Origin of the sequence: Massilia sp. HP4, from assembly GCF_005222695.1 — a bacterium.
GTDB lineage: Bacteria > Pseudomonadota > Gammaproteobacteria > Burkholderiales > Burkholderiaceae_D > Telluria.
Window position 1 is genome coordinate 55,091 of sequence record NZ_STGG01000009.1, and the last position, 17,961, is coordinate 73,051.

General features: G+C 68.6%; 20 protein-coding genes. 7 read left to right on the forward strand and 13 right to left on the reverse strand.

Features of this window, described 5'->3' with window-relative positions; all coding sequences use genetic code 11:
• Nucleotides 1-111: 111 nt before the first annotated feature.
• From E8M83_RS02475 to E8M83_RS02525, 11 genes are read right to left on the reverse strand one after another with little or no spacing between them, the layout of a single operon-like run.
• Nucleotides 112-1,137: a porin gene (locus tag E8M83_RS02475; RefSeq protein WP_137171811.1), complete on the reverse strand. Its 1,026-nt coding sequence runs from the start codon at nt 1,135-1,137 to the stop codon at nt 112-114.
• Entirely contained in the window at nt 1,134-2,462 is a 1,329-nt protein-coding gene (locus E8M83_RS02480; RefSeq protein ID WP_137171812.1) for an MFS transporter, read from the reverse strand. Before E8M83_RS02480 ends, E8M83_RS02475 begins: the two co-directional genes overlap by 4 nt.
• 42 nt (nt 2,463-2,504) lie before the next feature.
• Nucleotides 2,505-3,305: a 3-oxoadipate enol-lactonase gene (gene pcaD, locus E8M83_RS02485; protein WP_137171813.1), complete on the reverse strand. Its 801-nt coding sequence runs from the start codon at nt 3,303-3,305 to the stop codon at nt 2,505-2,507.
• An 11-nt stretch (nt 3,306-3,316) separates the two neighbouring features.
• Nucleotides 3,317-4,228, reverse strand: a complete 912-nt coding sequence (gene catA / locus E8M83_RS02490) for a catechol 1,2-dioxygenase (RefSeq protein ID WP_137171814.1) — start codon at nt 4,226-4,228, stop codon at nt 3,317-3,319.
• 36 nt (nt 4,229-4,264) lie between these two features.
• Nucleotides 4,265-4,555 (reverse strand): muconolactone Delta-isomerase, encoded by a 291-nt coding sequence (catC, locus tag E8M83_RS02495; protein ID WP_137171815.1) that lies wholly within the window; start codon nt 4,553-4,555, stop codon nt 4,265-4,267.
• Nucleotides 4,556-4,571: 16 nt separating this feature from the next.
• Nucleotides 4,572-5,708 (reverse strand): muconate/chloromuconate family cycloisomerase, encoded by a 1,137-nt coding sequence (locus E8M83_RS02500; RefSeq protein ID WP_137171816.1) that lies wholly within the window; start codon nt 5,706-5,708, stop codon nt 4,572-4,574.
• The gene (locus E8M83_RS02505; RefSeq protein WP_137171817.1) at nt 5,705-6,694 is read right to left on the reverse strand and encodes a LysR family transcriptional regulator; all 990 of its coding nucleotides are present in this window, start codon (nt 6,692-6,694) and stop codon (nt 5,705-5,707) included. The genes E8M83_RS02500 and E8M83_RS02505 overlap by 4 nt, the downstream gene beginning before the upstream one ends.
• A gap of 13 nt (nt 6,695-6,707) precedes the next feature.
• Nucleotides 6,708-7,121: a 2-hydroxymuconate tautomerase family protein gene (locus E8M83_RS02510; protein ID WP_137171818.1), complete on the reverse strand. Its 414-nt coding sequence runs from the start codon at nt 7,119-7,121 to the stop codon at nt 6,708-6,710.
• A 15-nt stretch (nt 7,122-7,136) separates the two neighbouring features.
• On the reverse strand, nt 7,137-7,883 hold the full coding sequence (locus tag E8M83_RS02515) for an SDR family NAD(P)-dependent oxidoreductase (protein ID WP_137171819.1): 747 nt from the start codon (nt 7,881-7,883) through the stop codon (nt 7,137-7,139).
• Between the two features lie 3 nt (nt 7,884-7,886).
• Entirely contained in the window at nt 7,887-8,249 is a 363-nt protein-coding gene (locus E8M83_RS02520) for a hypothetical protein (RefSeq protein ID WP_137171820.1), read from the reverse strand.
• A 27-nt stretch (nt 8,250-8,276) separates the two neighbouring features.
• Entirely contained in the window at nt 8,277-9,422 is a 1,146-nt protein-coding gene (locus tag E8M83_RS02525; RefSeq protein WP_170976663.1) for an acyl-CoA dehydrogenase family protein, read from the reverse strand.
• A gap of 208 nt (nt 9,423-9,630) precedes the next feature.
• Here E8M83_RS02525 and E8M83_RS02530 point away from each other — a divergent pair, with 208 nt between their 5' ends.
• Entirely contained in the window at nt 9,631-11,115 is a 1,485-nt protein-coding gene (locus E8M83_RS02530; protein ID WP_137171822.1) for a PAS domain-containing sensor histidine kinase, read from the forward strand.
• Here E8M83_RS02530 and E8M83_RS02535 read toward each other — a convergent pair whose 3' ends face one another.
• Nucleotides 11,116-12,039 (reverse strand): LysR family transcriptional regulator, encoded by a 924-nt coding sequence (locus E8M83_RS02535; RefSeq protein WP_137171823.1) that lies wholly within the window; start codon nt 12,037-12,039, stop codon nt 11,116-11,118.
• Nucleotides 12,040-12,157: 118 nt separating this feature from the next.
• On the opposite strand from E8M83_RS02535, the gene E8M83_RS02540 reads away from it, so the two are divergent.
• From E8M83_RS02540 to E8M83_RS02560, 5 genes are read left to right on the forward strand one after another with little or no spacing between them, the layout of a single operon-like run.
• Nucleotides 12,158-12,682 (forward strand): nuclear transport factor 2 family protein, encoded by a 525-nt coding sequence (locus tag E8M83_RS02540; RefSeq protein WP_137171824.1) that lies wholly within the window; start codon nt 12,158-12,160, stop codon nt 12,680-12,682.
• Entirely contained in the window at nt 12,679-13,809 is a 1,131-nt protein-coding gene (locus tag E8M83_RS02545) for an amidase (protein ID WP_137171825.1), read from the forward strand. The genes E8M83_RS02540 and E8M83_RS02545 overlap by 4 nt, the downstream gene beginning before the upstream one ends.
• A 22-nt stretch (nt 13,810-13,831) precedes the next feature.
• The gene (locus tag E8M83_RS02550) at nt 13,832-15,121 is read left to right on the forward strand and encodes a Rieske 2Fe-2S domain-containing protein (protein WP_137171826.1); all 1,290 of its coding nucleotides are present in this window, start codon (nt 13,832-13,834) and stop codon (nt 15,119-15,121) included.
• Nucleotides 15,114-15,617: an aromatic-ring-hydroxylating dioxygenase subunit beta gene (locus E8M83_RS02555; RefSeq protein WP_137171827.1), complete on the forward strand. Its 504-nt coding sequence runs from the start codon at nt 15,114-15,116 to the stop codon at nt 15,615-15,617. The genes E8M83_RS02550 and E8M83_RS02555 overlap by 8 nt, the downstream gene beginning before the upstream one ends.
• Nucleotides 15,618-15,622: 5 nt before the next feature.
• Nucleotides 15,623-16,573 (forward strand): PDR/VanB family oxidoreductase, encoded by a 951-nt coding sequence (locus E8M83_RS02560; protein ID WP_137171828.1) that lies wholly within the window; start codon nt 15,623-15,625, stop codon nt 16,571-16,573.
• Nucleotides 16,574-16,612: 39 nt separating this feature from the next.
• Here E8M83_RS02560 and hpaC read toward each other — a convergent pair whose 3' ends face one another.
• Entirely contained in the window at nt 16,613-17,149 is a 537-nt protein-coding gene (gene hpaC, locus E8M83_RS02565; protein ID WP_137171829.1) for a 4-hydroxyphenylacetate 3-monooxygenase, reductase component, read from the reverse strand.
• A 155-nt stretch (nt 17,150-17,304) separates the two neighbouring features.
• Here hpaC and E8M83_RS02570 point away from each other — a divergent pair, with 155 nt between their 5' ends.
• Complete coding sequence (locus E8M83_RS02570) at nt 17,305-17,958, forward strand: response regulator transcription factor (RefSeq protein WP_137171830.1); 654 nt, start codon at nt 17,305-17,307, stop codon at nt 17,956-17,958.
• Nucleotides 17,959-17,961 lie beyond the last annotated feature (3 nt).

Genomic DNA, 17,961 nt, shown 5'->3' on the forward strand with positions numbered 1-17,961 from the left:
AACGGAAGGCTCATTGCCGGATGATAGCATCGGCAACGGGCAAATCATGCGACCTGGCTAGCGCAGGAAATCATGCCGGCGGGGCCGGGCGGCGCGTTCGCCGCCCGGGCTTCAGAACGAATGCCGCATGCCCGCCACCACCGAGCGCGGATCGGCGCCGGGCGACATCGCCAGCGCCTGCCCGGTATTGCCGTTGATGCCGAAGCGCGCCTGCCCCTGGTTGCGGATGTGCGCCGCGCCGGCATACAGCATGGTGCGCTTCGAGAGGTTGTAGTCGTAGCGCACGCTCAAGGCCGTGGCATCGGCCTGTTGCAGGTTGCGGTGCCGGGTGTGGCCCACGTCGAGCAGCAGGAAACCCGGCCCGACCGGAATCTGTACGCCGATCTCGAGCGCGTCGTTTTCCGTCAGGTTCACGTCGTCGCGCCGGCCCTGGGCCAGCAGCGCCACCTTGGCGACGTCGAACTGGTAGCTGGCGCCGCCGGCAAAGAAGCGCTCGGTGTTCGACGTCGTCGTCTTGCGGGTCTGGACCGCGAAGCCGGCCGAGAAGCGCCCGTTGTCGTACTGGAGCGAGCCGCTGCTGCTGTCGCCGATGTGGTGGCCGCCGGGCTGGGTCGTGTTCTCGCCCGCGCCATACAGCAGGCGCGCCTTGAAGCCCTTGACCGTCGGCGAGGTATAGCTGACCGAGTTGTTGACCCGCAGCGGCGACACGTCGGTGAAGTAATTCGACGCATTGCCCCAGGCCAGGCCGCCGCCCAGGCCATAGGTCACGATCGTGAAGAAGTTGGGCGAATACTGGCGGCCGAAGGTCAGGTCGCCGGCGCGGGTCGACAAGCCGGCCCAGGCCTGGCGCCCGAACGTCAGCCCGCCCTGCCCCAGGCTGCCGTCGTCGACATTGATGCCCGATTCGATCAGGAACACCGCCTTCATGCCGGAACCCAGGTCTTCGCTGGCGCGAAAGCCCAGGCGCGAGCCCGAAATGCCGCCGCTCTGCACACGCTCGGCCTTCGCCTCGCCGCCGCGACTGACGTCGAGATAGGTGTCGATGATGCCGAACACCTGCACGCCGCCTTGCGCCCGGGCCTCGGCGGCCTGGACCAGGGCCAGGACCGCGGCCGCGATCAACAGATGCTTGCTCATGCCTTGCCCTTTCCGGCGCCGCCCTTGACCATGAACAGGACCGCGCTACTGGCCACCAGGATCACGCCGATGCCCAGCAGCGCCGCGTCCATGCTGCCGGTCGCGGTGCGCACCTGGCCGATCACCCACGGCGCCACGATGCCGGCGCTGGTGCCCAGGCTGCTGATCACGCCGATGCCGGCGGCGCGCGATTCCTGCGGCAGGTTGGCGGTCGGGATCGCCCAGAAGATCGGCAGGCCCGAATACAAGCCGACGGCCGCCACCGACAGCAGCGCCAGCGACACCGGCAGGCTCGATGGATGGGTCGTCATTACGGCCAGGGCGGCGGCGGCGCTGATCACGCAGGCCGCGAAGTAGCGGGCGTGGCGCCCGGAGCGGTCGGCGGCGCGCGCCACCACGATCACGCCGATGGCGCCGACGGTGTAGGGAATGACCGAGTACAGGCTTACCATCAACACGTCGCTGACACCGAAGTCGCGGATGATCAGGGGCATCCAGAAGCTCAGGGTCAGCGCCGCGCCGGTCACCGCGAAATACGGGATCGAATACAGGTAGATGCGCGGATCGCGCAGGGTCGCGGCCAGCGACTTGCCGGCGCTGCCGTGCACCTGGCCGCCGCCGGTTTCCAGGTTGGCCGCCAGGCGCGCCTTCTCGGTGGCGCTCAGCCAGTGGGCCTGGGCCGGGCTGTCCTTCAGGTAGAAATAGGCGATCACCGCCAGCAGCAGCGCGGGCGACCCTTCGATCGCGAACATCCACTGCCAGCCCGCCAGGCCCCAGACGCCGGCCATGTCGCGCATGATCCAGCCCGACACCAGGCCGCCCAGGATGCCGGCCACGGCCACCCCGGCGAAGAAATAGGCCAGCACCGAGGCGCGGCGCAGCGGCGGATACCAGTAGGTCAGGTACAGCACGATGCCGGGGAAGAAGCCGGCCTCGAACACGCCGAGCAGGAAGCGCAGGATGTAGAAGTGGGTCGGCGTCTGGATGAACATCATCCCGACCGAGGCCAGGCCCCACAGGATCATGATCCGCACGAAGGTCTTGCGCGCGCCGTATTTCGCCAGCAGCAGGTTGCTCGGCGTTTCGAACAGCACGTAGCCGATATAGAACACGGCCGCGCCCAGGCCGTACATCGCATCGGTGAAGCCCAGGTCCTGCTTGAGCTGGAGCTGGGCGAAGCCGACATTGATGCGGTCGAGGAAGGCGACCACATAGGCCACGAACAGGAAGGGAATGATGCGCAGCGATACCTTGCGGTACAGCGCGTCGTCGGCATCGCGGTCGGACGCCGCCCGCAGTGCGCTTGCATCGGTGGTGTTGTACATGCTTGTCTCCGTCTTATTTATAGTGTGGTGTCCGGGGGGCAGCTAGCGCAAGAAGGCGCGCAGCTCGCCGGTGAAGGCGTCCTGCGCCTCGATATTCGACAGGTGCGATGCTTCCAGCACGGCGGCACGCGCGCCGGGTATCCGTGCGCGCATGAATTCCAGGTCGGCCACGGTGGTCACCGGATCGTGGCGGCCGCCGATCAGCAGCGTCGGCGCCGCGATCGCGCCGATCGACCCGCGCAGGTCGGCCCCGGCCAGCGCCCGGCAGCAGGCCGCGTAGCCGGCCGGCGGACAGTGGCGCAAATCCTCGACCAGCGCCTGCACCACCGCAGGCGCGCGCCCGCTGAAGGCCGGGGTGAACCAGCGGCCGGCGGCGCCGTTCGCCACCGCATCCATGCCGTTCGCCTCGACCTGGGCCGCGCGCTCGTTCCACGCCGCGCTGCTGCCGATACAGGCCGCACTATTGGCCACGACCAGGCTACGGAGGCGCTGTCCCGCGTGTACGCCCAGCCACAGGCCGGTCAGGCCGCCCATCGAGATGCCGCAGAAATGGGCGCGTTCGATCTCCAGCGCGTCGAGCAGGCGCAGCACGTCGCCGCCCAGCGCGTCGAGCGTGCAGGCGTCGGCGCAAGTGTCGGCGCAAGTGTCGGCGCACAAGCGGGACGCGCCATGGCCGCGGGTATCGTAGCGCAAGACGCGATAATCACGCGCCAGCGCCGCAGCCTGGGCGTCCCACATCGACAGCGTCGTGCCCAGCGAATTGGACAGCACCACCACCGGCGCATCCGGCGGCCCCTCCAGCGTGTAGGCGATGGGCGCCTGCCCGTGCTCCAGGATCGGCATGGCAGCTCGCCTCAGGCGCTGAAATGGGCGCGTGCGACGTGGTCCGGCGGCAGGCCGTCCTGGCGCGCATGCAGGTCGAAGTCGAACTCGATCGTGTAGAACGGGGCGTCGACCTCGTGCGCGCGCAGTTGGGCCGGATCGTTAACCTTCGTCATCGGCGGCACCAGGCCGTCGCGGGTGGCGAAGGCAAAGTCGTCCCACAGGAAGGGATCGCCCTCGATATTGATCTGGGTGGTCAGCTTGCGGTGGCCAGGCGCCGTCACGAAGAAGTGGATGTGCGCCGGACGGGTGCCATGGCGTCCGACCAGCTTGAGCAGCTTGTCGGTGGCGCCGCCCGGCGGCACGCTGTAGCCGACCGGGACCTTGCTGCGGAAGCGATAGCGGCCTTCGGCATCGGCGCGGATGGTGCGGCGCAGGTTGTAGAGGCTCTGGCCCGGGTCGAAGAAGGAATAGCCGCCCAGGTGGTTGGCGTGCCAGACCTCGACCAGCGCGCCCGGCAGCGGCTTGCCGTCGGCGCCGCGCACCTGGCCGCTCATGAACAGCACCTCGCCCGGCTGCTCGTCCTGGTCCAGGCGCGCCGAACCGAGCGACTCGGGGGCGCCGGCCACGTACAGCGGGCCCTCGATGGTGCGCGGGGTGCCGCCGGCCAGGCCCTGGCGCGCTTCCTGTTCGTCGGTGCGCAGGTCGAGGAAGTGCTCGAAGCCCAGGCCGGCCGCGATCAGGCCGTATTCACCGGAGCGGCCGGCTTCGGTCAGGTAGCTCATCGCGCTCCAGAATTCATCCGGCTGGATGTCGAAATCCTCGATCGTGACGAACAGGTCGCGCACGATGCGGTTGACGATGGCCTGGGCGCGCGGGTTGCCGCTGTCGGTTTCGGTGCTTTCGATCTTGCGCAGCAGCGCGTCGATGGCGTTCTTGTCCATGCTTGTCTCCTCTGGTGGGTATGGTATCGGCGGTAATCAGCGGTCGTCGTCGCGGATCGAGGACGGGTGGCGGCACAGGGCCTCGACCTCGATCTCCATGTACGGGAACAGCGGCAGCGACAGCAGCAGCTCGTGCAGCTCGGCGTTGTCGGCCACGTCGAAGATGCTGACATTGGCGTAGTGCCCGGCCACGCGCCACAGGTGGCGCCATTTGCCGCTGCGCTGCAGTTGCTGGGCCAGTTCGCGCTCGGTGGTCTTCAGGCGCTCGGCTTCGGCCGCTGGCATCGTGTGCGGCAGGCGCACGGTCATGCTGACTTTGAATAACATGGTGCTTCCTTCGGTGTTAGTTGGCGTACTGGCGCGCCAGCCAGGCCAGGCGTTCTTCGTCGAGTTCGATGCCCAGGCCCGGCCCCGCCGGCAGCTGCAGGGCGAAGTCGCGGTACTCGAGCGGGGTGGCGAGGATCTCCTCGGTCAGCAGCAAGGGGCCGAACAATTCGGTGCCCCAGGCCAGCTCGGGCAAGGTGGCGAACAGCTGGCTCGATGCGACGGTTCCGATCGCCCCTTCCAGCATCGTGCCGCCGTACAGGCCAATGTTCGCGGCGGCGCCGATCGCCGCTACCTGCCGGGCGCCGCACAGGCCGCCCGACTGGGTGATCTTGATGGCGAACACGTCGGCCGCGCGCGCGCCGGCGATGCGGAAGGCGTCGAGCGGGCCATGCAGGGCTTCGTCGGCCATGAGCGGGATACGGTTCATGTCGCGCAGGCGTTTCATGCCGTCGATGTCGTGGGCTGCGATCGGCTGCTCGACCAGTTCCACCCCCGCATGCTCGAGCATGCCCATGCCGAGCATGGCGTCGGCCTGGCTCCAGGCCTGGTTGACGTCGACCCGCACGCTGGCACGGTCGCCCAGCGCGCGCTTGATCGCCGCCACGTGGGCGACATCGGCGCGCACCTCGCGCGCGCCGATCTTGAGCTTGAACACGCGGTGGCGGCGGCGGTCCAGCATCTCTTCGGCCTCGGCGATGTCGCGCGCGGTGTCGCCGCTGGCCAGGGTCCAGGCCACCGGCAGGCTGTCGCGCACGCGGCCGCCGAACAGATCGGACAGCGGCACGCCCAGCCGGCGCGCGTGGGCGTCGAACAGCGCGGTCTCGATCGCGCAAAGGGCGAAGCGGTTGCCCTGCAGGCTATCCCTCAACACGCGCATGCAGCCGTTCGGGCTGGTCGCGTCCAGGCCGGCCAGCAGCGGCGCGATATAGGTGGTGATATTGGTGCGGATGCTTTCCGGGCTCTCCTCGCCGTAGGCCAGGCCGCCGATGGTGGTGGCTTCGCCCCAGCCGGTGACGCCGTCGCTGGCGCGGACCTTGACCAGCACCAGCTTCTGGCGGCGCATGGTGGCCACCGACAGCTGGTGCGGGCGGATGGTGGGGAGATCGAGCAGCAGCACGTCGACGCTCTCGATCAGGATGGTTGCTTGGCTCATGGGCTCCTCGTGTCGATCGGCTCATCATAGGAACTGTCCGGTTGCGCGTCCAAGACCGATGGGGGCAAGTCGCATACCTGCAAGGTATGCAGCGTGTCCAGGACGCGCGGCAGCAGCTCGGCCGCCATGGCGCGAAAGCGCGCCAGCACCGGCGCCGCATCGCCGCGCCGGAAATTCATGATCACCGGCGACGTCGCCTCGTCCTGTGCCAGGCGGCGAAAGGCAATGCCGGCTCGGCTGCCCTGGCTGGCCGAGGCCGGCACCAGTGCGCAGCCGATGCCGGCGGCGACCAGGCCCAGCGCGGTCTGCATCTCGTTGGCTTCGTGGACCGAGGCAGGCCGCAAGCCGCGGCGCGCGAACAGGTCGAGCACCTGGTCGGCATAGCCCGGGCGCGGACGCGCCGGATACACCACCAGGCCGGCCGGCGCCAGCTCGTGCAGGTCGACCACCTCGCGCCCGGCCAGGCGGTGGCCGGCCGGCAGCGCCGCCAGCAGCGGCTCGCGCAGCAGGGTGACGCAGGCGATGTCGGGGTCGTCGATCGGCAGCCGGCCGAAGCCGACATCGATCCGGCCCAGCTTGAGGGCCGCCGCCTGCTCCATCGTTACGAGTTCGGTAAAACCCGTCTCGACCTGCGGCTCGGCCAGCCGGAACTGGCGGATCAGCTCCGGCAGCAGGCCGCACATCACCGAGGGCACGAAGCCGATGCCGAACCAGATGCGCTGGTCGCGCGCCCGCTTGCGCGTGCCATCCTCGATCTCGCGCAGGCGCGACATCACCTGCAAGGTCTGCTCGTAGAAGAACTTGCCGGCCACGGTCAGGGCGATCGGCCGCGATTCGCGGTCGATCAGCTCCACGCCGAGCATCTCTTCGAGCTGGCGGATCTGGCGGCTCAGCGGCGGCTGGGCGATGTGCAGGCGCTCGGCGGCGCGGCTGAAGCTGAGCGTTTCCGCCACCGCGTGGAAGTACTTCACATGGCGTAGTTCCACGGCGGCGCTCCTGTCAGCCGTGGTGGACCAGGGCTGCGCGCCCTATGCCCCGCCCCAGCGCCAGCGCGGTGCGCCCGCCCAGCCCGAAGTCGGTGTTGGGCAGGTCCTGGATGAAGACCCGCACCACCGCCGGGTCGACGCCGATCGCGGCCACCGCCGCGCTCAGCCGCGCGATCAGCCTTTCCTTCTGGGCGTCGCTGCGGCCCGCGATCAGGAAGGCCTGCAGCACCGCGCGTCCTGGCGTATCCGCATCGGCCGGCTTGCCGGCGACGCCGAAGTTGGCGCGCGCGACCTCGTCGATGAGCACGCACACCGACTCGGGCGGCGCGTCCACCGTCTCGACCACGGCCTGGGTCAGGCCCGCGATCAGCCTGGCCTTCGCTTCGGCATCGTGGCCTTCCATGATGAATGCCTGGATGGTTGGCATCGAGCTCTCCCCGTTTTAGCGCATGAACAGGCCGCCGTTGATGTCCCAGCAGGCCCCGGTGGCCGAACCCGCTCCGCTGCCGGCCAGCAGCACCACGGCGTCGGCGATGAAGCCGGCGTCGCCCAGGGTCCGCACGGGAATGGTCTGCGTGATGGCGGCCAGCTTGTCGGCCGGGACGCTCTCGTGCACGATCGGCAGGTCGAGCGGGCCGGGCGAGATCGCGTTGACGGTCACGCCCTGCGCCGCCAATTCGCGCGCGAACACCTTGGTCAGGGTCAGCACCCCGCCCTTGGCCGCCGCGTAATGGGCGCCGGTGGCGGTGCCGCCGGTCTGGCCGGCGAGCGAGGCGATATTGACGATGCGCCCGTGGCCGCGCGCGGCGAAGGCCTGGCCGAACACCTGGCAGGCCAGGAACACGCTGCGCAGGTTGACCGCGACCACGGCGTCGAATTCTTCCGGGCTGATGTCCATCAGCGCCGCCACCTTCGACTGGCCGGCATTGTTGACCAGCACGTCGGCGCCACCCCAGCGCTCTTGCAGCAGCGCTGCCGCGGCCTCGAAGCCGGCCTTCTCGCGCACGTCCAGGCGCAGCGCCAGCGCGCCCTCGCCCAGGCTGTAGGCGACGGCGGTCGCGGCCTCGAGGTCGAGGTCGGCCAGCGCCACCCGGAAGCCCGCCGCATGCAGGCGACGCGCCACCAGTTCGCCCAGGCCGCGGGCGGCGCCGGTGACCAGCGCGACCTTGCCGGTGTTATCGCCCGCCATCGCTCAACCTCCCTGGATGATCAGGGCGCGGCCCACGCGGGCCTCGATCTTGCCGTACTTCCAGAGGCGGTAGTCGCCGATCTTCACGGTGCGGAACAGGTTGCAGGCGGCAACCACGGTATCCAGGTCCACCACGTCGGCCATGATGTACACGGTCCAGGGCGCGCTGGCCGAGGCGCCGACCATGGTGCGGTCGTCGTCCATGGTGCCCAGGATGGTCACGCCGGGCATCTCGTTCATGGCGCTCATCATCTCGCCATAGCCTTTCCAGACGGCGCCGATCTCGGCCTCGGGCAGTTCGAAGAAGTTCTGGGTAACGCCAATGCAGAACAGTACGCGCAAGGGTTCTTTTTGGGTGTCGGACATGAAGTCTCCAGTATGGGTGTTGGTGGATTACAGGAAGCCGGGCATCGGCGCAACGCCCAGGGCGACGGCGCCGGCGCCGTCATAGATGCCTTCGCCGAGGAAGGCGTGCTGGCGCACCACGGCGGCGTCGCGCAGGTAGCGCTGCAGCGGGTGGCTGTTATAGATGGCGGTGGTGCCGGCCAGGCCGTACATCTGCTGCACCACCCAGTCGCCGGCGCGCGCGGCGTCGACCGCGGCCAGGCGCAGCAGCGCCACCTGTTCGGGCGTGACGGGGTTACCGGCCAGGATCGATTCCCAGACCTCGCCCGTGATGTCGTAGAAGAAGCCGCGAGCGGCGCGCAGGCGGGCCTCGCTCTTGGCCACTTCGATCCGTACATACGAACGGTCGGCCAGCTTGGGCGCGCCGGTGATCGCGACCCGCCCGCCCGCCATCTGGCCGATCTCGTCGATCGCGGCGCGCGCGATGCCGAGGTTGACCACGGCCAGCACCTGGGCAGCGTAGGCGATGCTCGGATAGCGGTACAGCGGCTCGTCGATGGTCGGCTCGCCGCCGCGGATGAAGGTCCAGTCGTCGTCGACGAATTGCGACGTGACTTTCAAGTCATGGCTGCCGGTGCCGCACAGGCCCATCACGTCCCAGTTGTCGACGATCTCGACCTTGCCCGGGTCGAGCACCGCGGTGCGCGGCTTGCCGCCGGGCTGGCCAGGTGCGCCGGTACCGATGCCCACGCCCAGCAGGTCGGCGCCCTTGCAGCCGCTGGCGAACTTCCAGGTGCCGTTCACCATCCAGCCGCCCTCGACCTGGGTCGCAGGCTGGATCGGGAACAGGCCGCCGGCGAACACCAGGTCGGGACTGGCCGCATACATCTTCGCCTGGGTCGCTTTCGGCAGCGCCGCCAGGTACACCGAGGCCGAGCCGAAGCTGGCCACCCAGCCGACCGAGCCGTCGGCTTGCGAAATGCGCTCGACCAGCTCGAGGAACGCCACCGGGCCGATGCCGCTGCCGCCGAAGCACAGCGGGGTCGCCGCGCGGTACACGCCGTGGCGCTTGAGGCGCTCGATGACGTCGCGCGGCACGTGGCGCAGCTGGGTGAACTCGGCGCGGCGGGCGCGGATGTCGGCCAGCAGCGCATCCAGGGTATCGGCCTCGGTCGGGGCCTGCAAATCGAGCATGGTCGTCTCCATTGTTGGGTAGTGCCGGAACGTGTGCCGGACGGGTTGGGAACCAGTGTAGGCAGCCCGGCAGTGCGCTTCAATTCGGAGGATGCGGCTGCGCGCTAGGTAGAAGCACGGCGGCGCATAAAGAAACTACGTAGCCGCGGCCCGCGCGATGCTCCGTATAATCGGCGCTCTACACCTGGCGGCAAGGACGAGGACGATCATGGAACGTTTCGAAGCGGCGGATTTCAAGTCGATGATGGAGGCCATGTCGTCCTGCGTCATCGTGCACGACGCCCACAGCAAGTCCATCCTGTGGGCCAATCCGGCCGCCTGCGCGGCGCTCGGCTTCACGCTCGACGAATTGCTGCCGCTGAAGGCTCCCGACATGAGCGGGCGCGCCGACCAGTACCGGCGCGAGATCGGCCTGCGCTGGCTGCAGGGCGCCGTCGAGCGCGGCCTGAACGTCATCGAATGGTGCTACCGCGCCAAGAACGGCGAAGAGATCCTGTCCGAGGCCACCGCCACCCTGGTGCGCCTGGCCCGCGGCGACATCATCCTGGTACAGTTCCGCGACATCGCGCGCGAGGAACAGGCGCGGCGCGACATGCGGCGCCTGGAAAGCCGGCTCAAGGAATTCATGCAGGATTCGGTCGAAGGCGTGGCGGTGCTGGGGCCGGGCGGGCGCTTCGAGCACCTGAGCGCCACCGGCCGCAAGCTCCTGACGCTGGAAGGCGAGCCCGCCCATGAGCTGCCTGCCCTGCCGGCGCTGTGCACGCCGGAGACGGCGCGCGAAGTCGAGGCCGCGCAGGCGCTGGCCCGGCCCGAATTGCCGCCGCTGTCCTTCGTATTCGAAGCCGTACTGGCGCGCGGCGTGCGGCGCTGGTTCCAGGCCAGTTGCCGCCACATCGACATCGAGGACGACCTGAAGGGCCATCTGCTGCACTTTCGCGACGTCACCGAACAAGTCGAGGCCGAGCAGCTGCGGCGCGACCAGCAGGCCGCCCTCGAATACCTGGCGCGCCACAATGCGATGGGCGAAATGGCGGCCGCCATCGCGCATGAACTGAGCCAGCCGCTGGCGGCGATCCGCAACTACCTGGAAGGCGCCAGCCTGCGCCTGCGCACGCCGGACGCCGACCGCGCCGGCATCGTGTTCGGCCTGGACGCCGCCACGCGCCAGGCCGACCATGCCAGCGCCATCATCAAGAGCGTGCGCGACTACGTGGTCAGGCTCGAGCATAGCGAGGCGCCGGCCGACCTGAACGCGATCCTGCTCGACGCCCGCTATTTCATCGGCCTCAAGGCGGCCGAGGCCGGCGTGCGGCTCGAGTTCGCGTTCTCGGTCGATGCCTTGCCGCTGCGCTGCGAGAAGGTGCTGCTGGGCCAGGTGATCCTGAACCTGGCCTTCAATGCGATCGAAGAGATGCAGCGCTTCCCGGCCGAACGGCGCCTGGTGCGCATCTGGTGCGAACGGCAGGGCGGCCGCGCCCTGCTGTCGGTGCAGGACCAGGGCAACGGCATCGACGCCTCGCTGCACGAGCGCCTGTTCGACGGCTTCTTTACCTCCAAGGTCAGCGGCAACGGCATCGGGCTGGCGCTGTGCAAGAACATCGTCGGCCGCCACCACGGCGACATCTGGGCCGAAGCCGGCAGCGACGGCGGCGCCCTGTTCCGCTTCTCGCTGCCGCTGCTGCAGGATGACTGATCAGGCGCCGCGCCCGTAGCGCTGCAACAGGTCGAGCACCAGCTGGCGCAGCCAGCGGTTGCCGCCATCGTTCTCGAATTCCTCGTGCCAGTGCAGGGTCACGTCCACCGCGGGCAGGTCGACCGGCAGGCCGTAGATGCGGAACTGGCCGCCGGCGTTGAACAGCTTCGAGATCCGCAGCGGCAAGGTCGCGGCCAGGTCGGACTGCAGCAGGATCAGCGGCAGCACCGAGAAATGCGGGATCTCGAGCGCGATCCGGCGCACGATGCCGCGCTCCTGCAGAACCTGGGCCAGCTGGCTGTGGCTGCTCTCGGCCGAGCGCACCTGCACATGCGACAGGGCCTGGTACTCCTCTACCGACAAGGTCTTGTGGCGCGGCTGGCCCGGGGCCTTGCGCGTCAGGCAGCAGTAGGCGTCGTTGAACAGCAGGGCGTGGCGCGTTGCGTCCTTGAGCGCCGGCAGGTTGCCGATCGCGAGGTCGAGCCGCCCGGTGCGCAGCGACTCCACGATCTGGTCTTGCGGCACCTGCACCACCTTCAATTGCACGTTCGGCGCCTGCAGCCGCAGGTGCTCGCAGATCGGCGGCAGGAACACCATCTCGGCCACGTCGGTCATCGACACCCTGAACACCCGCTCGCTCACGGCCGGATCGAAGCCGCCGGCCAGGCGCAGCGCCTCTTGCACCGCCTGCAGCGCGCGCGCGATCGGATTGGCCAGTTCGAGCGCGGTCGGCGTCGGCTGCATGCCGTCGCGCGTGCGCACGAACAGCGGATCCTCGAACAGCTCGCGCAGGCGGTTCAGCGCATGGCTGACGGCCGGCTGCGACAGGTGCAGCCGGTTGCCCGCCAGGGTCAGGCTGCGCTCGTCGAGCACCGCCTGGAATACCCGCAGCAGGTTCAGGTCCATATTGTGAAAGGTCGGCATCAGTCACCATCATTCGCTTGATTCATGATCCAAATATGTCACATGCATTTGATTAATGCAACTGCAGTTCGTAGTATCGGTGCCAGGCAGATGCCAATAAAAGCATGGAGCGAGACACATGAATTCAACCGATACCGACCGCCTGCAGGAGCTGGCCCGGCGCCTGGAGCGCCTGGACGCGGCGCAGGCGGCGCGCAACACGCTGGGCCGCTACATGCAGTTGTGCGACGTGCCTTGCGGCGACTGCGGCGCCCTCGGACTGGCCGACCTGTTCAGCGCGGACGCCGTCTGGGAAGGCGTCGGCCCGCTGTACGCCGGCAAGTTCGGACGCCACCAGGGCCCGGCCGCCATCGCCGCCTTCGTCGGCAGCTACCTGGCGCCCTCCCCGCACTTCACGCGCAACCTGCATTTTTTGACGTCCGAACAGCTGGAAGTCGACGCCGACTGTCGGCGCGCGCACGGGCGATGGCTGATGCTCCAGCTGTCCACCTATGGCGCCGGCGGCGCCGAAGCGATCACGGCGCGCCTGGCGATCGACTTCGTCCCGGGGCCGGATGGCTGCTGGCTGATCGCCCACTTCCGTACCGAACGGCTCGAATGCGTGCCGTGGAACCACGGCGCCGCGCGCGAGGTGGCCCCATGAGCGCATTTGTCCAACGCCTGTCGGTGGGTGACGCCAACGGCCCGACCATCGCCATCAAGGATTGCATCGACATCGCCGGCTGGCCGACCCGTGCCGGCAGCGCCGCGCTGGCCGACGCGCCGCCGGCGCGCGGCGACGCCGCCGCCGTGCGCGCGCTGCTGGAGGCGGGATGGCATATCGTCGGCAAGACCACCATGCATGAACTGGCCTACGGCATGAGCGGCATCAACCACTGGGCCGGCACGCCTCTCAATCCACAAGATCCATCCCTGATCACCGGCGGCTCCTCGAGCGGCTCGGCCGCCGCGGTGGGCGCCGGCGAAGTCGATGCGGCCCTCGGCAGCGATACCGGCGGCTCGATCCGCCTGCCGGCCGCCTGCTGCGGCGTGATCGGCCTGAAGCCAAGCTTTGGCCGGGTCGACCGCCGCGGCGCCCAGCCGCCCACCAGCAGCCTCGATTGCATCGGTCCCTTCGCCCGCGAGATGAATGTGATGAATCTGGTGATGGCGGCGCTGGCGCCGGGCTTCGACGGCGCCGCCGCCGGCACGCCGTTGGCCGCAGCGCGCATCGGCGTCGTCGCAACCGACGCCGATCCCGCAATCGACGCGACCATCGCCGCCGCGCTGCAGGCCAGCGGCTGGCAATGCACGCCACGCGCCTTGCCCGGCCTGGGGGCCGCCTTCGAAGCTGGCCTCACCGTCATCAACCATGAAACCTGGGCCGCCTTCGGCCACCTCGTCGCGAGCGGCAGGGTCGGCGCGGATGTCGCCCAGCGCCTGCAGGCGGCCAGCGCCACGACCGCGGCCGACCTGCAAGCCGCCGAGCGGGTACGAGAACAGTTCAGCCTCGAGGTCGAGCGCGCCCTGCTGGACGTCGACGCGCTGGTGCTGCCAACCTTGCCCCGCTTGCCGCCATCCTTGGCCGACATCGAGGGCGGGCTGTCGATCGTCACCCTGAGCGCACTGGTGCGGCCCTTCAATCTCTCTGGCCATCCGGCGCTGAGCTTTCCGGTGCCGCTCGCGGGCGGCGCCCTCACGACCGGCCTGCAACTGGTCGGCCGCAAGGGCGAGGACGAGCGCCTGTGCGCGCTGGCCCTGCACCTCGAACGCAGCCTGAACACACGATAACCATTCCCACACTGGAGCATCCATGAACGCCCCTTTACGTTTCCATCCGCGCAAGCCGGATTCCTCTTGCGCCGACCTGGTGCAGGACAGCGTCGTCGATCCGGCGCTGTACACGGATCCGCAGATCTTCGACCTCGAAATGGACCGCATCTTCGCCCGTACCTGGGTCTGGGTCGCCCACGTGAGCGAGCTGCCCAAGCCGGGCGACTTCCGCTCGACCTTCGTCGGCCGCAACCCGGTGATCGTGGTGCGCGACCGCAAGGACGAGATCCACGTGCTGGAAAACCGCTGCCGCCACCGCGGCGCCACGGTCTGCGAAAAGAGCAAGGGCAATGCCACCGGCTTTACCTGCCCCTACCACAGCTGGTCGTATGGCCTGGACGGCAAGCTGCGCGGCCTGCCGTATTCGGATGGCTACGAAGACGTCATCGAAAAAGGCGACCTGCCGCTCAAGAGCCTGAAGGTCGGCGTCTACGCCGGCATGATCTTCGCCAGCTACAACCAGGACATCGAACCGCTCGAAGACTTCCTGGGCAATGCGCGCCACTGGATCGACCTGTTCATGAAACAGGGCGCGGGCTTCCCGGTCAAGACCCAGGGCGAACACAAGTTCAGCTTCAAGGGCAACTGGAAGATCCAGCTCGAGAACACCACCGACGGCTACCACTTCCCGGTCGTGCACAAGACCTTCCTGCAATCGGTCGACGCCGAGACCTCGGAGATGCTGTCCTTCATGACCGACGAGGAATCGATCACCCGCTCGCTGGGCAACGGCCACAGCGTGATGGTGATGGTGCCGGAACACGTCGACCTCGACGTCGACGACGGCAGCGAACAGCTGCAGGAACGCTTCGCCCACGTGATCGAGGCGCTGTCGAAGGACTATCCGCCGGAACAGGTGCGCCGCATCGTGCGCTCGCTGCACGGCGCCGGCTTCAACCTGAACCTGTTCCCCAATGTCGCGATGTCGATGTCGTTCTTCCGCGTGCTGCGCCCGGTGTCGGTGGACGAGACCGAGATCCGCCACATCGCCCTGGGGATGGATGGCGGGCCGGAGATCGCCAACCGCGAGCGCTTGCGCATCCACGAACACTTCCAGGGTCCGTTCGGTTTCGGCAGCCCGGACGATGCCGAAGCCTGGGAAAGGGTGCAAGCCGGCGCGCACGCGGGACGCGACGTGCCGATCCTGGTCAACCGCGGCCTGAACCGCGAATGGCAGGACACGAATGGCGACAAGGTGTCGCATTCGACCGACGAAACCGGCATGCGCGAAGCGTACGCCATGTGGAAAAGGATGATGAGCAATGACTGACCTGAGTATCCCACCGGCCGACCTGGCCACCCCGCTGGGCCGCGCCATCGCCTTCGCCTGGCACGAAGCGGAACTGCTGGACCGCAAGGACTACGCCGCTTGGGGCGCGCTGTGGAGCGCCGACGGCCACTATGTGGTGCCGATCGAGCGCGACAGCGAGGACTTCGCCAGCCAGCTCAATTACGTCTACGACGATGCACGCATGCGCCAGCTGCGCATCGAGCGCCTGACCTCGGGCCATTCGATGTCGGCCGCCGACTCCGCCGTTACCGTGCGCACCGTGTCGCGCTTCACCCTGGTGCGCACCGAGGGCGACGAAGTCGAGGTCCGCTCGGCCCAGATCCTGGCCGCCTACAAGCGCGGCGCCACGACCCTGTTCGCCGGCGACCTGACTCACCGCATCCGCTTCACGGCCGACGGCCCGCGGCTGGCGCAAAAGGTGGTGCGCCTGGTCAATTCGCAGGATGCGTTGAACGCACTGGGCTTCCTCCTGTGACGGCCATGAAACTCACCGTCGAGAACATCACCGAGGAAGCGCCGGGCATCCGGGCCTTGCGCCTGGTGGCGCCGGATGGCGCCGCGCTGCCGCCCTACACCCCGGGCGCCCACGTCGACATCACGGCGCCCGGCGGCATCGTGCGCCAGTATTCGCTGTGCGGCGATCCGGCCGACAGCGGCGCCTACCTGGTCGCCATCAAGCTCGATCCCCAGTCGCGCGGCGGTTCGCGCGCCCTGCACGGCGAGGTCGCGGTCGGCAGCGTGCTGGAGGTCGGCGCGCCGCGCAACCTGTTCGCGCTGGTGCCTAGCGCGCCCGAGCACCTGCTGTTCGGCGCCGGCATCGGCATCACGCCGCTCCTGAGCATGGCGTATGCGCTGGCGGCCGATGGCGCCCGCTACACGCTGCACTACTTTGCCCGCAGCGCCGAGGAATGCGCCTTCGCCGAGCTGCTGGCGCGCGAGCCGTTCGCGGACCGTGTGCGCTTTCATTACGCGGTGCCGCGCGACGGGCTCGACGCGCTGCTCGACGACTGCCTGGCGCAGGGCAGCAACGCCGCCCACGTCTATACCTGCGGCCCGGCGCCGTTCATGGACAGGGTAGTGGCGCGCGCGTCCATCGGCCGCCCGGCGGACGCGATCCACCTCGAGCACTTCAAGGCCGATCCGGTGGCGCCGAACGGCGAGGAACATGCGTTCGAGGTGGAACTGGCCAGCTCGGGGCAGTTGCTGGCGGTGCCGCCCGGGACCAGCATCGTCGCGGTGCTGGCCGAGGCCGGGATCCAGATCGACACCTCGTGCCGCGAAGGGATTTGCGGCACCTGCATCGTGCCGGTGCTGGAGGGGGAGCCCGACCACCGCGACCACTGCCTGTCGAAGAAGGAAAAGGCGGCCAACGACCAGATCTGCTGCTGCGTATCGCGTTCGCGCACGTCGCGCCTGGTGCTGGACCTGTAGGAATGCGTGGGCGGTACGCCGCCCACGCAGGAAGGAGAACTAGGCGGCGCGGGTCGGCTGCACGGTGTGGAACAGGCGGTTGAAGTAGATCAGGCTATCGCGCTCCTCGCTCACTTCGATCTCGTCGAGTTCGATGAACAGCACCGAATGCGAGCCGACCGCCTTGGCATCCTGGATCCGGCCCTGTAGCTTGACCAGGGCGCCGTCCAGCACCGGCTGGCTGGCCACGCCGCTGCGCCAGGCGTCCAGCCCGAAGCGCTCTTCCATCGGCAGCTTGGTCGCGCCCGAGAAATGCATGGCCAGGTCCTGGTGCTCGCCGCTGAGCACATTGATGCACAGGTGGCCGTTCTGGGTAAACACGTCGTGCATGGCGCTGCGCTGGTTCAGGCACACCAGCACCGTCGGCGGGCTGTCGGTGACCGAACAGACGGCGCTGGCCGTGATCCCGCAGCGGCCGGCGGCGCCGTCGGTGGTGATGATGCACACGGCGGCCGGCAGGTGGGCCATGGCGTTGCGGAAGGCGAGCTGCCGTGGGCTCAAGGGGTCGGCCGGCTTGGCTGGGGTGGCATTGTTCATGCTTGTCTCCTGGCTGATTATGGTGGTTACGACCAGAATACGACAGCCCTTCCTGCCGTACAATTCGAGAGAACGACAGCCCGGCTAAGGAAATTACGTAGTGACGCAGCGCGGACATATAAGAAAAGCACGGGAACGGTATAGAGGAGCACGCGATGGACAAGAAGGAACAGGCGGTGGTGTACATCGTCGACGACGACGAAGGGGCGCGCGCCTCGCTGGCATGGCTGCTCAATTCGGTGGGCATCGAGACCGAGGCGTTCGCCGGCGCGGCCGATTTTCTCAAGGCCTTCGACCCGCAGCGGCCGGCCTGCCTCGTGCTCGACGTGCGCATGCCCGAGATCAGCGGCTTCCAGCTGCAGGAACGCCTGAACGCGCTGGCCAGCGAGCTGCCGGTGATCTTCGTATCGGGCCACGGCGACATCCCGATGTCGGTGCGCGCGCTGCAAAACGGTGCGGTCGACTTCTTCGAGAAGCCCTATAACTCGCAGCAGATGCTCGACCGCATCCAGGCGACCCTGAAGCAGGTCGCCGAGCGCCAGCCTGAACGCGCCAGGCGCATCTTGCTGCGCGAGCGCATGAAACTGCTCAGCCCGCGCGAGCGCGACGTCCTGGCGCTCGTACTGCGTGGCGATGTGAGCAAGGTGATCGGGCGCGAACTCAATATCAGCGCGCGCACCGTCGACGTCCATCGCGCCAGCATCAAGGAAAAGCTCGGCTGCGACAGCTCGGCCAGCCTGGTGCGCGACGTGGTGCTGGCCTTCGGTCCGCAGATCCTGCAGACGCCGGGCGACCTGCAGGGCTCGTGAACC

Excerpts from the sequence above, each read along its gene's own strand:
- E8M83_RS02475 (WP_137171811.1), bottom strand. The coding sequence starts at position 1,137 with ATGAGCAAGCATCTGTTGATCGCGGCCGCGGTCCTGGCCCTGGTCCAG.
- E8M83_RS02480 (WP_137171812.1), bottom strand. The coding sequence starts at position 2,462 with ATGTACAACACCACCGATGCAAGCGCACTGCGGGCGGCGTCCGACCGC.
- pcaD (WP_137171813.1), bottom strand. The coding sequence starts at position 3,305 with ATGCCGATCCTGGAGCACGGGCAGGCGCCCATCGCCTACACGCTGGAG.
- catA (WP_137171814.1), bottom strand. The coding sequence starts at position 4,228 with ATGGACAAGAACGCCATCGACGCGCTGCTGCGCAAGATCGAAAGCACC.
- catC (WP_137171815.1), bottom strand. The coding sequence starts at position 4,555 with ATGTTATTCAAAGTCAGCATGACCGTGCGCCTGCCGCACACGATGCCA.
- E8M83_RS02500 (WP_137171816.1), bottom strand. The coding sequence starts at position 5,708 with ATGAGCCAAGCAACCATCCTGATCGAGAGCGTCGACGTGCTGCTGCTC.
- E8M83_RS02510 (WP_137171818.1), bottom strand. The coding sequence starts at position 7,121 with ATGCCAACCATCCAGGCATTCATCATGGAAGGCCACGATGCCGAAGCG.
- E8M83_RS02515 (WP_137171819.1), bottom strand. The coding sequence starts at position 7,883 with ATGGCGGGCGATAACACCGGCAAGGTCGCGCTGGTCACCGGCGCCGCC.
- E8M83_RS02520 (WP_137171820.1), bottom strand. The coding sequence starts at position 8,249 with ATGTCCGACACCCAAAAAGAACCCTTGCGCGTACTGTTCTGCATTGGC.
- E8M83_RS02525 (WP_170976663.1), bottom strand. The coding sequence starts at position 9,422 with ATGCTCGATTTGCAGGCCCCGACCGAGGCCGATACCCTGGATGCGCTG.
- E8M83_RS02530 (WP_137171822.1), top strand. The coding sequence starts at position 9,631 with ATGGAACGTTTCGAAGCGGCGGATTTCAAGTCGATGATGGAGGCCATG.
- E8M83_RS02535 (WP_137171823.1), bottom strand. The coding sequence starts at position 12,039 with ATGCCGACCTTTCACAATATGGACCTGAACCTGCTGCGGGTATTCCAG.
- E8M83_RS02540 (WP_137171824.1), top strand. The coding sequence starts at position 12,158 with ATGAATTCAACCGATACCGACCGCCTGCAGGAGCTGGCCCGGCGCCTG.
- E8M83_RS02545 (WP_137171825.1), top strand. The coding sequence starts at position 12,679 with ATGAGCGCATTTGTCCAACGCCTGTCGGTGGGTGACGCCAACGGCCCG.
- E8M83_RS02550 (WP_137171826.1), top strand. The coding sequence starts at position 13,832 with ATGAACGCCCCTTTACGTTTCCATCCGCGCAAGCCGGATTCCTCTTGC.
- E8M83_RS02555 (WP_137171827.1), top strand. The coding sequence starts at position 15,114 with ATGACTGACCTGAGTATCCCACCGGCCGACCTGGCCACCCCGCTGGGC.
- E8M83_RS02560 (WP_137171828.1), top strand. The coding sequence starts at position 15,623 with ATGAAACTCACCGTCGAGAACATCACCGAGGAAGCGCCGGGCATCCGG.
- hpaC (WP_137171829.1), bottom strand. The coding sequence starts at position 17,149 with ATGAACAATGCCACCCCAGCCAAGCCGGCCGACCCCTTGAGCCCACGG.
- E8M83_RS02570 (WP_137171830.1), top strand. The coding sequence starts at position 17,305 with ATGGACAAGAAGGAACAGGCGGTGGTGTACATCGTCGACGACGACGAA.